The sequence below is a fragment of the Flavobacterium omnivorum genome, assembly GCF_900099915.1.
GTDB classification, from domain to species: domain Bacteria; phylum Bacteroidota; class Bacteroidia; order Flavobacteriales; family Flavobacteriaceae; genus Flavobacterium; species Flavobacterium omnivorum.
Genome location: NZ_FNDB01000005.1, coordinates 233,929 through 247,375 on the forward strand (window position 1 = coordinate 233,929; position 13,447 = coordinate 247,375).

At 33.7% G+C, this 13,447-nt stretch carries 11 protein-coding genes; 9 read left to right on the plus strand and 2 right to left on the minus strand.

Annotated elements, in window-relative coordinates:
• Positions 1-147 precede the first annotated feature (147 nt).
• Positions 148-1,695, minus strand: a complete 1,548-nt coding sequence (locus BLS90_RS07865; protein WP_091257110.1) for an HNH endonuclease — start codon at positions 1,693-1,695, stop codon at positions 148-150.
• A 426-nt stretch (positions 1,696-2,121) separates the two neighbouring features.
• Here BLS90_RS07865 and trmD point away from each other — a divergent pair, with 426 nt between their 5' ends.
• The 6 genes from trmD to BLS90_RS07895 all read left to right on the plus strand — a co-directional run bounded on the left by trmD (position 2,122) and on the right by BLS90_RS07895 (position 9,161).
• Positions 2,122-2,799, plus strand: a complete 678-nt coding sequence (gene trmD, locus BLS90_RS07870; RefSeq protein ID WP_091257146.1) for a tRNA (guanosine(37)-N1)-methyltransferase TrmD — start codon at positions 2,122-2,124, stop codon at positions 2,797-2,799.
• A gap of 170 nt (positions 2,800-2,969) precedes the next feature.
• Positions 2,970-3,320: a 50S ribosomal protein L19 gene (rplS, locus tag BLS90_RS07875; protein WP_091257111.1), complete on the plus strand. Its 351-nt coding sequence runs from the start codon at positions 2,970-2,972 to the stop codon at positions 3,318-3,320.
• Between the two features lie 299 nt (positions 3,321-3,619).
• The gene (locus BLS90_RS07880; protein ID WP_091257112.1) at positions 3,620-4,843 is read left to right on the plus strand and encodes an isocitrate dehydrogenase (NADP(+)); all 1,224 of its coding nucleotides are present in this window, start codon (positions 3,620-3,622) and stop codon (positions 4,841-4,843) included.
• 144 nt (positions 4,844-4,987) lie between these two features.
• Positions 4,988-7,369, plus strand: coding sequence for a TonB-dependent receptor (locus BLS90_RS07885; RefSeq protein ID WP_091257113.1), 2,382 nt, complete (start codon positions 4,988-4,990; stop codon positions 7,367-7,369).
• Positions 7,370-7,410: 41 nt separating this feature from the next.
• On the plus strand, positions 7,411-8,232 hold the full coding sequence (locus BLS90_RS07890; protein ID WP_091257114.1) for a DUF4249 domain-containing protein: 822 nt from the start codon (positions 7,411-7,413) through the stop codon (positions 8,230-8,232).
• Positions 8,233-8,498: 266 nt separating this feature from the next.
• The gene (locus BLS90_RS07895; RefSeq protein ID WP_073354313.1) at positions 8,499-9,161 is read left to right on the plus strand and encodes a thiamine diphosphokinase; all 663 of its coding nucleotides are present in this window, start codon (positions 8,499-8,501) and stop codon (positions 9,159-9,161) included.
• 5 nt (positions 9,162-9,166) lie between these two features.
• Here the strand turns inward: BLS90_RS07895 and BLS90_RS07900 are convergent, their stop codons facing one another.
• On the minus strand, positions 9,167-10,033 hold the full coding sequence (locus BLS90_RS07900) for an alpha/beta fold hydrolase (protein WP_091257115.1): 867 nt from the start codon (positions 10,031-10,033) through the stop codon (positions 9,167-9,169).
• 153 nt (positions 10,034-10,186) lie between these two features.
• On the opposite strand from BLS90_RS07900, the gene rlmF reads away from it, so the two are divergent.
• From rlmF to BLS90_RS07915, 3 genes are all read left to right on the plus strand, one after another.
• Positions 10,187-11,146: a 23S rRNA (adenine(1618)-N(6))-methyltransferase RlmF gene (gene rlmF, locus BLS90_RS07905; protein ID WP_091257116.1), complete on the plus strand. Its 960-nt coding sequence runs from the start codon at positions 10,187-10,189 to the stop codon at positions 11,144-11,146.
• 392 nt (positions 11,147-11,538) lie between these two features.
• Positions 11,539-12,150 (plus strand): RNA polymerase sigma factor, encoded by a 612-nt coding sequence (locus BLS90_RS07910; protein WP_091257117.1) that lies wholly within the window; start codon positions 11,539-11,541, stop codon positions 12,148-12,150.
• Positions 12,151-12,239: 89 nt separating this feature from the next.
• On the plus strand, positions 12,240-13,349 hold the full coding sequence (locus BLS90_RS07915; RefSeq protein WP_091257118.1) for a FecR family protein: 1,110 nt from the start codon (positions 12,240-12,242) through the stop codon (positions 13,347-13,349).
• Positions 13,350-13,447: the final 98 nt, after the last annotated feature.

Consider the following 13,447-nt stretch of genomic DNA (forward strand, 5'->3'; position numbering starts at 1 on the left):
TTAATTCCTAACGGAATAATAAAAAATAAATATTCTATCGCAACAATGCACACTAAATCCACAATAACTGCCGGTGACCGGTTCCGTTCAACCCGGGTTTCATTGTTTGTGCTGCGCACGCAACGAAACTCTAATTGATGGGCATAGTCAATTTTTATATGTTGTATTACAATAAGGGTGAGCTAATTGTCCATTTTCTATCATGCCAAGACCACCATCTTGTTTTCTTTTTACATGGTCAATTGTTATAGAGTTTTTATGAATCAATGAATTACAAATGTTACATTTTGTTGGATTTTTTAATGCATTTATAATAAAAACACCAGATTTGGATTCTGTAGAAAATTCTTTCCTCATATATTCTTCATAATCAATCTTTTCAGGATTGATATAATCAAATTCTTTTGAGCTTTCTAGACTATCTATAATCTCTTGTTCAGTTTTATTGTTTTGTAATTCTGAAATGATATGCAAAAATAAATTTGTAAGTTTTTTGTAACTTTTCAAACCACTACCAAATTTTGTGTTTGTTTGGTTAACAATACTTTTATATGAGAGTAAAAAGTCTTCAAATTTACTTCTAATATCTATAAATTTGTTTAAAGCATTTGGCTTTGACTCTAATTCTTGAACTAGATTTAATATTGTATAAAATGCTGTTACTTGATACCTTCCAGTTGTACTGTAAAAATATATTGCAGGATGCAAGCCTAAAGATGAAGCGTGGATTCCAGTAATTCTACTTAATCGCTTTTTAGTTTTCTTTAATAAATTAATTGTTTCAATTCCTGTTGTGTCGTCTGTTAATTCCGAATCATTTTTAATATCATTAGTAATATTTATTAAATCTAGAATTAAAGAAAGAGTTTGCGTTGAATAACCTTTACCAGCCAAAGGAACGTCCAATGTTTTTATTGGAGTTTCTAATTTTGGTGTAAAAAGTAAATCATTAATATCTTTTGCTAAAGTTTCAATTTCAATTTGTTTATCACTTTCAAATTTAGACCAATATTTATGTCCAGTGCCGGAACGAATAATAGCTCTTGCAGAAATTGAGTTTGGTTTTTTTCTTGACTTTAATAATTTTTTTTCAGTGTCATTAATCGGGGAAGCTTGTTCATTAATCTTAAAAAAGGAAGCTTCAGCTTTACTAGAATCTCCTCTTACCCATTGAAGTTGAATTGTTAATGTTGCTAATTTTTTAGCACGTTCTAACATTTCTGGAGTTACTTTATCTTGATTAGAGATAGCATATTTATGGTCATTATATGTACCAAACTTTTTTTTAATTAACTTCCGTGTTTTTTCAGCAATAACAGTTTGTTCAGAAGAAATATTATATTCAAAAAATGATTGCGATATGATCCCATCTCCATAATCATCAGTTACCCAAGCGATAATTGCACTTAATCTATGTGCTCCATCAATTACAAAATTATAACCCCCAGAATTCCAAAAAATAACCGCTGGAATTAAATCCCCATCTAAAAAACTTTGAATTAAATCACATACTTTATCGGGAGTCCATTCAGATGTTTCTCTTTGGAAATCAGGTTTTCTTAAAGTTAGATATAAAAATGAGCCAGCTTCTAAATCTCTAACTTGAATTGCGGGTAAATTTTGTGAAGGAATTTGGTTTCCATCTTTTATTTCGAAATCTTCTCTAGGAATTAATGCGTCTAAATTTGTTGTCATTTTACGTTAATTATTATTATTGTTCCTTCAACGATTTCGAGTTTAATTATGTCTACTCTATATTAGTGATATTAACCTTCAACTATACACCCAATAAAAGCTAGATTGCCGAAGTTTTATTTCGCTTTATTCATTTTCAAATATATTAAAATTTTCTTACAAATAAAGACGCATTTCTTTTTTTGAATGTTTTTCGCACTGCTTCAGTTCTACAAACCTCCTTAATTCCACAAAATCCTAGCCCAGATGGAAGTGAAAATCCTTTTTATGCGCCTTTTCGGCGGATAAAAAGATTGCAACGAACAGCTGGAAATAGCTCCTAAAGAAAAGTTTAATTGTTGAATTGAGCATTTGGTTATTTGAAAACCTCAGCATCTTTGTACCTTTGCTCCCGAATCCTCGGGATTGAAACTTATAAAAGAAATTATGCGCATTGATATTGTTACTGTTCTCCCAGAATTATTGCGAAGTCCGTTTGAGGCTTCGATTATGAAACGTGCTATTGACAAAGGATTGGTGGAAGTTCATTTTCATAATCTACGGGATTATACCACCAACAGACAGAAAAGCGTGGATGATTATCCTTATGGCGGTGGTGCCGGAATGGTGATGACGGTACAGCCTATTGATGCTTGTATTACACATTTGAAAAGTGAAAGACCCTACGACGAAATCATTTATATGTCGCCTGATGGGGAAACCCTGAACCAAAAAATGGCGAACACCATGTCGATGTATGAAAATATCATTATCCTTTGCGGACATTATAAAGGGGTAGATCAACGCGTACGCGATCATTTTATCACGAAAGAAATCTCTATTGGTGATTATGTTTTATCTGGTGGTGAGTTAGGAGCTTTAGTATTATCAGACGCTTTAATCCGATTGATTCCGGGAGTTTTGAGCGATGAAACCTCAGCATTGACAGATAGTTTTCAGGATGGATTATTATCGGGACCTATTTACACTCGCCCAGCGGATTACAACGGATGGAAAGTTCCGGAGGTTTTGACCAGTGGGAATTTTGCCAAAATTGACAAATGGCGTGAAGATATGGCCTACGAACATACGAAGAACAGAAGACCGGATTTGCTTGAAGATTAAAAGTTTGTTTAAAGTTTAAGGTTTAAAGTTGGTATTCAAGAACTTCTAAACTTTAAACAAGAAAAACTTTAAACTTTAAACTTTTTTATCTACTTTTGTACTCACATTAATTTAACCTCTGGCGAGATCCGTGAATGTTGATTTAATGCAACCCATAATTAAAAAATATCATGGCAGATTTGATGAAATTCGTTCAAGACGAATTTGTAACAAGAAAAGAATTCCCAGTTTTTGCAGCTGGAGACACTATCACCGTTTTCTACGAAATTAGAGAGGGTGAAAAAACTAGAACACAGTTTTTCAAAGGAGTTGTTATCCAAAGAAGAGGTTCTGCTAATACAGAAACTTTCACAATTCGTAAAATGTCAGGTGCTATTGGAGTAGAGCGTATCTTTCCAGTAAACTTGCCAGCTTTGCAAAAAATTGAAATCAACAAAAAAGGTGCAGTTCGTAGAGCTAGAATTTTCTACTTCAGAGAACTTACTGGTAAAAAAGCTAAGATTAAAGACAAAAGAAGATAGTCAAATATCTCTTTACTATAAAAGTCTCAACACTGTTGGGACTTTTTTTTGGTTTAAACCCAAAGTAACAATCATTATTCAGTAGATTTTAACTGAAACAAAAGAATTTTGATAGCTCTTATTTGATAATTTATAAGGAATTTCATTTTCATATTCGCAATTTAGATTCGCAATAATCCTAATTCCACAATTCAATTTATACTACTAAAAACTTAATGAAAACGCATTTTCTTTTACGATATCGTTTTATTACCTTTGTAGGCACGTTTAAAAATAAGAATTACCTATAGCAATACATTATGACAAAAATTAAAGTAGCCAATCCAATTGTAGAATTGGATGGAGATGAAATGACACGAATTATTTGGTCTTTTATTAAAGAAAAATTAATTCTTCCTTATTTAGACTTAGATATTAAATATTATGATTTAGGAATGGAGAGCAGAGACGCTACCAATGATCAAATCACAATTGATTCTGCTGAAGCAATAAAAAAATACAATGTTGGTATAAAATGTGCCACCATTACCCCAGATGAAGACCGCGTTAAAGAATTTGGTTTAAAAAAAATGTGGAAATCTCCAAACGGAACCATCCGTAATATTGTAGGTGGTACTGTTTTCCGTGAACCAATTATCATGAAAAATGTTCCTCGTCTAGTACCTGGCTGGACACAACCTATTGTTATTGGCCGTCATGCTTTTGGAGATCAATACAAAGCTACTGATACTGTTATTAAAGGAAAAGGGAAACTAACCATGACTTTTGTTCCTGAAGAAGGAGAAACTCAAACTTGGGAAGTATACGATTATAAAGGAGACGGAGTTGCAATGGCTATGTACAATACTGATGAAAGTATTTACGGTTTTGCACATTCTTCATTTCAAATGGCATTGACAAAAAAATGGCCTTTGTATCTTTCTACAAAAAATACAATTTTGAAAGCCTATGATGGCCGTTTCAAAGATATTTTTGAAGAAGTGTACCAATCGAGCTACAAACCACAATTTGTTGAAGCAGGTATTACTTACGAACACAGATTGATTGATGACATGGTTGCGTCTGCAATGAAATGGAGCGGTGGATTTGTTTGGGCTTGTAAAAACTACGATGGTGATGTACAATCCGATACTGTTGCTCAAGGTTTTGGTTCTTTAGGTCTAATGACTTCTGTTTTAGTAACTCCTGATGGAAAAACATTAGAAGCAGAAGCAGCTCATGGAACAGTAACACGTCACTTTAGACAGCACCAGCAAGGGAAAGCAACTTCAACGAACCCAATTGCGTCTATTTTTGCCTGGACAAGAGGATTGGAACACAGAGGTAAATTAGACGAAAACCAAGCCTTAATCGATTTTTGCCATGCACTAGAACAAGTTTGTATCGATACTGTTGAAAGTGGAAAAATGACAAAAGATTTAGCCATGTTAGTAAAACCAGAAGGTTTGATTGCAGCAGACTATTTGACTACGGAGGCTTTTTTGGCAGCTATCCAAGAAAATTTAGATGCTAAACTAGCCTAATTATTTTCTGCTATATATATTTAAAAGACAACCCGAAACGGTTGTCTTTTTTTTTACCTTAGCAATACCTTAACAGTTGTTATATGACAAATGCTATTCTATTTAATGTACTTTGCGTTTTTTCATTTCGATAAAATTTAAACAATGACTCCAAAGAAAATTATTACCTTTTTAGTTGTAGTACTGCACGCGCTATCAGGTTTCGCTCAAGAAAAATTTACGCTAAGCGGAACTATTATTGACGCCAACAGCAATGAAACTTTAATAGGTGTCAACGTTATGATTCCAACGCTAAAAACTGGCGTAACAACAAACGAATACGGATTTTTCTCCATTACGATACCAAAGGGAAATTATACCGTTCAAATAAGTTATTTGGGCTATCAAACTATTGAAGAATCAATCGCCCTAAACCAAAATATAAAAAATAACTTCAATTTATTTAGTAATGAAACAGCTTTACAAGAAGTAATCATTACAGACAATAAAACAAAAATTGACATCAAGAAACCTGAAATGAGTGTTAATAAACTTTCTATTTCAGCTATCAAAAAAATGCCTGTCGTTTTGGGAGAAGTCGATGTTTTAAAATCAATTTTATTACTTCCTGGAGTTACTAATGCAGGCGAAGGTGCCTCTGGTTTCAATGTTCGTGGTGGTGGAGCCGACCAAAATTTGATTTTATTAGACGAAGCAACTATCTTTAATTCATCGCATGTTTTTGGATTTTTCTCTGTTTTTAATCCGGATGCTATCAAAGATTTAAAGTTGTACAAAGGTGGAATTCCAGCACGTTATGGCGGACGAGCTTCTTCTGTTTTAGATATTTATCAAAAAGACGGTAATAGTAAAGAATTCCATGTTAATGGAGGAATCGGATTAATTTCCAGCCGTATTTTGGCCGAAGGGCCGTTGGTAAAAGACAAAGGCTCGTTCCTTATTGGCGGTAGAAGTTCCTACGCACATTTATTCCTGAAGCTTTCCGAGGAACAAAAAGACAACTCGGCTTATTTTTATGATTTAAACACCAAATTGAGTTATAAATTAGACCCAAATAATAGTTTGTTTTTATCCGGTTATTTTGGGAGGGATGTTTTTAGTTTAAAAGATAGTTTTACTAACATTTATGGCAATACAACGGTCAATCTGAGATGGAATCACTTGTTTTCTGAAAAATTATTTTCGAATTTATCGCTTATTTACAGCGATTATTATTACGGTTTAGATTTGGATTTTATTGGTTTCAAATGGGATTCGGGCATCAAAAATTATAATGTCAAATACGATTTCAAGAATTATATTTCAGATAAATTTAAATTGAATTACGGGCTAAACGGAATTTATTACGAGTTCAATCCGGGAACCATTAAACCATCTGATGAGAACTCTGGAATAAATTTTGACCAATTGGATAAAAAATATGCTTTTGAACCTGCAGTTTACATCAATGCGGACCACGAAATCTCCGATAGAATAGCATTATCTTACGGATTACGTTACAGTATGTTTTACCGTTTAGGACAATCTACTGTGAATATTTATGAAAATGATAATCCAGTGCTCTTTAATTCGGAATTACAGATTTATGAAAAAGCTACTCCAATTGGCACTAAATTTTACGATCGTAACAAAGTGATGAAGAGCTATAATTATCTGGAACCGCGATTTTCATTGGCGTATCAAATCAACGACGACCAATCGATCAAAGCAAGTTACAACAGAATGGTGCAATATCTGCAATTGATTTCAAACACCTCATCGCCTACTCCGCTTGATGTCTGGACGCCAAGTGATCGTTTTATCAAACCACAAATTGCGGATCAAGTCGCTTTGGGTTACTTCAAAAACTTCAATGACGACATGTATTCCCTTGAAGTAGAAACTTATTACAAAGAAGTTCAAAACCGATTGGATTACATTGATGGTGCTAATTTGATTGCAAATAAAGCCATCGAGCAAATAATCCTAAACGGTCAATTAAGATCGTATGGTTTAGAAATCATGTTCCGAAAAAACGAAGGAAAATTTAATGGATGGATTTCATATACATTATCCAAATCAGAGCAACAAACCCCAGGAAGAACCCCAATAGAAACCGGAATCAACAACGGGCAATGGTACAATTCAGTGTATGACAAACTGCATAATGTTGCGGTAACCACATCATATAATTTGAACGAAAAATGGTCTTTTGGAGCTAATTTTGCTTTGCAAACGGGACAACCAGTAACGTATCCTGTTGGACAATATGAATACCTAGGAATCAATGTACCTAGTTACGGACTAAGAAATGAAAATCGGCTTCCAGCATACCACCATCTTGACATTGCTGCCACTTTAACCCCTAGCAAAAATAAAAATAGAGAATGGAAAGGCGAATGGGTTTTTAGCATTTACAATTTGTACAATCGAAAAAATGCAGCTTCCATCAATTTCAGACAAAACGCTGATACTGGTAGCAATGAAGCCATAAAAACTTCTATTTTTGGTATAGTTCCAGCAGTGAGTTATAACTTTAAATTCTAAGGATAGCCTTTCAAAACAGAACAAAATAAAAACATGAAATCATGAAAAAAATAACACCATATCTAATACTTTTAATAGCGGTTTTTTCAACCAGTTGCGAAGAGGTAATCGAAGTAGATTTAGACAATGCGCCACCAAAACTGGTTATTGAAGCAGCCATTAATTGGAAAAAAGGAACTTCCGGAAATCAACAACGAATAAAATTGACTACTACCACCGGATTTTACAACACTGAAATTCCAAAAGTTTCTGGAGCAACAGTTTCCATAAAAAATAGCACTAATGTAGTTTTTTCTTTTTCGGAAATTGCGAATACAGGTGAATATACGTGCGCTACTTTTATTCCGGTTATAAACGAAACCTACACGCTGACGGTTATCAGCAATGGCAATAGGTACACTGCAACCGAAACCTTGAAACCTGTTACAGCCATTACTAAAATTGTTCAAAACAATCAAGGTGGTTTTACAGGCAACCAAAAAGAAATTAAAACATTTTATCAAGATCCAGCTGGTGAAGCTAATTATTATCTTTACAAATATGTATATTCCAATCAGGTAAAATCAAATTTTTATGTGGATCAGGATGAGTTTTTCAACGGAAACGAATTTTTTAGTATTTCGCAAAATGATGAATTAAAAAAAGACGATAAAATTGAGGTAACGCACTTCGGAATTTCTAAAGCATACTATAATTACATGAGTGTCTTAGTGAGTATTGCTGGAAATAATGGCGGAGGACCCTTTCAATCACCACCTGCAACCGTAAGAGGAAATGTCATCAATACAACTGACACCGCCAATTATCCTTTGGGCTATTTCTCTCTTAGTGAGGTGGATGTTAGAAATTATACAATTGAATAATTAGGAGCTAATCCAGCTGTTCATTACAACCAAAAACAGGTTCTAAACAGTTTTCCAGTCTGTATAAGGAGCTTCCATTGGTCGCTCTTCTACAGCCAGAAAACTAAAGTTTACAACCTGTTTTGGTTTTCATTGCCATCTGGGCTAGAGTATAGTTGATTTTTCAAGTTTGCATATTTTAACTAACTTTACAGTCTACGATCCAATCTATTATCGATTGCCAAAATCTAAAATCTTAAATCACATTTCTTAAATCTACAATCCTCATGTCTTCACACCATATCGTTCGGGACGACCAAGAACCAGCTTTAATCATTGCCAACGGCGCTTCCTGTAATCCAGAATTATTAGGTCAATTACTGGAATGGTCACCGCTTGTGGTGGTATTGGATTCGGCTATGGTTCGCGTAATGGAATTAGACATCAAAGTCGATGTGCTTTTAGGCGATTTCGACCGAGGATTTGATCCTGAAATTTATAAAACGACTCAATATCCAATTGAAATTATACATACGCCAGATCAAAATAAAACCGATTTAGAAAAGGCTTTTGACTATTTAATCGAACGAAAAATTCCAGCTGTAAACGTAGTTTGGGCCACTGGACGAAGAGCTGATCATACGATTACGAATCTGACCAATATTACCAGATACAGAAATCTATTGAAAATTGTCATTCTCGACGATCATTCAAAAGTCTTTTTATTGCCCAAGAAATTCGAAAAATGGTATACAGCGAATACGCCAATTTCATTAATTCCTATCGGTCACGTTACAGGAATACATTCGGATAATTTATTTTATCCTTTGAAAGATGACAGTTTGACCATTGGTTACAGAACCGGAAGCAGCAATCATGTTATCAAAGATGGCATCGTAACAATAGAACATAATGAAGGTGATTTATTAATGATGGAATGCATGGACTAAAACATTTATTGTATATCCAACAATGCATTTCTCACAATCTCATAATGACTCCACGGAATAAAATGATTCGCTTTCTCTATCGTTACCGTATCGATTGATTTAGCATTGGTAAACTTTTTTTGCATAAAGGCAACATTACTATATGGTACCAAAGCATCTTTTGTTCCATGAATAATGGTGACGTCACAAGTGATTTTTTTCAGCTCTGGTTCTAAATAGACTAAATCCTTTTTCAACCACCACAACTCATCATTGGACGGGCGTAATGCTCCAGGAATTAGATAACGCAAAGGCGATGCTTTGATAACCGTTCTCCATTTTTCTGGGTTCTCCGCTTTCGGATCTAATGACCCAGCCAATATCACCAATCGTTTGTACCAAGACGGATTATCCACGGCTAACTGAGCCACAACTGGTCCGCCAACGGAATGCCCTACTAAAATTAGCGGCTTTTTATTCTCGATTTTTTTGATGAATTCAGATATTCTTTGAGATTGTACCTTTAAATTTTGAGCTTCACCAAAATCACTGTATCCAAAACCCGGACGGTCAATAGCAATCATTCGGTATTTTTTGAGCAGTAAAGTATCCTGAAGATATTCTTTGAAAGCATTCCAACTTCCAGGCGATCCATGAATAAAAAACAAGGTCGGGTTTTGCGCGCTTCCCGTCGCAACATAATGGATTTTATAACCTTCAAAAGCAACTGTTTTATCCTGGAATTCTATTTTAGAGGTTGCGAAAAATTTTGTTGTTTCCTTATCTGAATATCGCATCGACATATAGGATTGACATATTACGATATACAAAAACATCAAACTGTAAACAATATATCTCTTTTTGAAATGAAATGAAGCGGTCATAAAAGTCATTCTAGCTGTATTTTTTATAAAAGTAACCGTTATTAGTTTTCAAAAAATACGTAAGGTTCTGATTTTATGATTTATTTTTCATCTGTTTAATGGGTCAAAGTCTTTATGCTTTTACAAAATAGTTATGCCTATCTTTGCACCGAAATATAGAAAATGAAAGCAAAAACGATTACCGAAAAAACTAATTTACATCCGAGAAATCTGGATAGATTTGGATATAATTTTGAGCAATTAATAGAAAAATCTCCTGAATTGCAGCATTTTGTTTCTATAAATGAGCATAATATTGAGACTATTGATTTTAGTAATCCTGATGCAGTAAAATCGCTTAACAAAGCATTATTGTTATCTCATTACGACATTCAAAACTGGGATATTCCTAAAAATTATCTTTGTCCACCGATTCCAGGAAGAGCGGATTACATTCATTATATAGCAGATTTATTAGCTTCCAGCAACAACGGAATCATTCCTGAAGGAGAAACCGTTCAAGGTTTAGACATTGGTGTAGGTGCCAATTGCATTTATCCTATAATTGGTAATTCAGCATACGGATGGAGTTTTGTAGGAACCGATATCGATTTAAAAGCAATTGAAAATTGCAGCGCCATCATTGAAGAAAATCCAAAACTGATTGATGCCATTAGTTTACAACAGCAAACGGAATCTCGTTTTATTTTTAAAAATATAATCACTCCCGAAGACCGATTTACGTTTACCATTTGCAATCCTCCTTTTCATGCCTCACAGGAGGAAGCTACGAAAAGTACGGTAAGAAAAATCAATAATTTAGAATCTCGAAGCGCCACAAGCAAAGTAACTAAACCTGTTTTAAATTTTGGTGGTCACAATGCAGAACTATGGTGTGAAGGCGGAGAATTAGGTTTTGTTACCCAAATGATTTACGAAAGTGCTAAATATCCAATGCAGTGTTTATGGTTTACTACTTTGGTATCCAAAAAAGAAAATCTTTCCAGTCTTTACAAAACACTAAACAAAGTAAGTGCAGTCGAAATTAAAACAATTGATATGGCTCAAGGACAAAAAACAAGCCGAATAATAGCTTGGACTTTCCTGAGTGAAGCACAACAAAAAGCCTGGAAATTCGAATAAAAACTCCTATTAAGTTTATACATTCAATCCCAACAATCATTCTTGATAGTCGGGAAAATTAATCTGTACCTATACTTTTTCTTATTATGCATTTAAAATAAAGTCCTTAAAAACTTCCATTATTAAATCCATAATTAAACTTCTCTAAATTTACTTTACCGAAAAAAAAGAACTGTTATTCATAAATAATTGAATTTCTTGCTACTTTCAAGAGTAAAAGATCATTTTAACATAATTTTACGTAGATTTGGTGAAGAAATCATTAATTAATTATAAAGAAATTTCTTTTACAACGCATCAAAAAGGCACCTGAAAACTGAACTTTTTAAACTAAAAAAGCCAAATTAATTATTATTTTTTGTGTTTAAAGTCAATAATACAATTTAAACTAAATGGTAAAAAAGCAACTGTCACAAACCGAAATACCTGATGATTCCACACTTTGGAACAGTCTAAAAGAAGGGAATGAAAATGCTTTTTCCATAATTTTCAAAAGACATTATTCTCATTTAGTACGTTATGGAAATTCATTTCTTCCTTTTCCTGAAAAAGTGCAAGACTGCGTTCAAGATGTTTTTACTGACATTTGGATTTACAGAGACAAATTGAGTGATAAAGTGGTTGTAAAAGCCTATTTATTAGCCTGTGTTCGCAAGCGTATAACTAGATCACAAGAAAGGGATCGGATTTTTCGCCTAAGCAGCTCTATAGATACGGTAGAATTTTTATTTGATTTTTCAATTGAACATGATCTTATCTCAGAGGAAACGACAGCTTCTAAAGTGTCACATCTCAATCATTTTATAAACGGCTTGCCTTCTCGACAAAAAGAAGCCTTATATCTTCGTTACACACAAGAACTTACCGTAGACCAAATTGCCGATACATTGGATATGAATTATCAATCGGCAAACAATCTTTTGCACCGCGCTTTGTTGAGTTTACGCAAAAATTGGAAAGGAAACATCTGCTGCATTTTAATGCTTGTTTTGCTCGCATTATAATCTTCGGAAAAATAATTTAAAAAAATAAACTATTTAGTGAGTATCAATTAAAAAAATGGTCCTCTCTATAATTGTAACCCCTTTTTTTGATGCAACACCGTACTAATTATACCGAAATAGAACACTTTTTAGCCGATGAATCATTCCGATTATGGGTGTATTTCAATGATGATCAACACCAATGGGAAGAATGGACTTTGGAAAATTCCAATCGTGCTAAATTAGTTGAAGAGGCTAGATTATGGTTGTTAGCAATGAAAGCGCCTAATGATAATTTAACTAAGGATGAAGTGCAAAATGCATTGGAAGCTACTTGGAAAAAAATTGAAAGAGTAGAAGAAAATAAAAAGGGAAAACCAGTTCTTAAGCTTTTGAGAAAAAGATGGTTTAACGGAGTTGCGGCTGTTTTGATTTTAAGCCTTTTAACCGGATGGCTATATAATCAAACCAACAGTGATAATGATTCCGCACTAACTTATAGCGAACTTATCAATGAAAATGAAGAAGGCTTAGTGGAGGAAACGAATAATTCAGACAAACCACAAAGCATAACATTATCTGACGGAAGTTCGGTTTTATTGCAACCCAACAGTAAATTAAGTTATCCTAAAATATTTGTGGGTAATGAACGAAAAGTGTACCTGTCCGGTGAAGGCTTTTTCGAAATCAGCAAAGATCCTAAAAAGCCATTTTTTGTGTTTGCGAATGAAATCGTTACAAAAGTAGTAGGAACCAGTTTCAAAATAAAAGCATACGCTAATCAACCAAATGTGGAAGTTGTGGTTCGGACTGGAAAAGTAAAAGTGAGATCGAATGAATTAATCTCAAATTCAAAAGACGAGCTGATTGTTTTATTACCCAATCAAGCCCTGCGATTCTTTCGAAAAAACTTAAGTTTTAAAAAGATTACTGATATTACACAAGATGAGTTATTAATTAATTCTAAGAGTAATATTGAGCAATTAGGATTTGAATTCACCGATATTCCTGTGGCACAAATTTTTAAAACAATTGAACAGGCGTATTTAGTGAAAATTGATTTTCCTCAATCCAAATTAAAAGACTGTTATCTAACAACATCTTTAACAGATCAACCTTTACCTGAAAAGCTTAAAATTATTTGCAAAAGCCTTGGAAACAATACGAGTTATGAAATGAATGGTAACCAAATTAGTATTATATCCGATGGATGTAATTAATAGTAACTTGCCTATGAATAGAAATATATAATACAAAAAGCGCCGAAAATGCTGTAACATTCTCGACGCCTTGACTAAAATCAATTCACTCTCTGTAA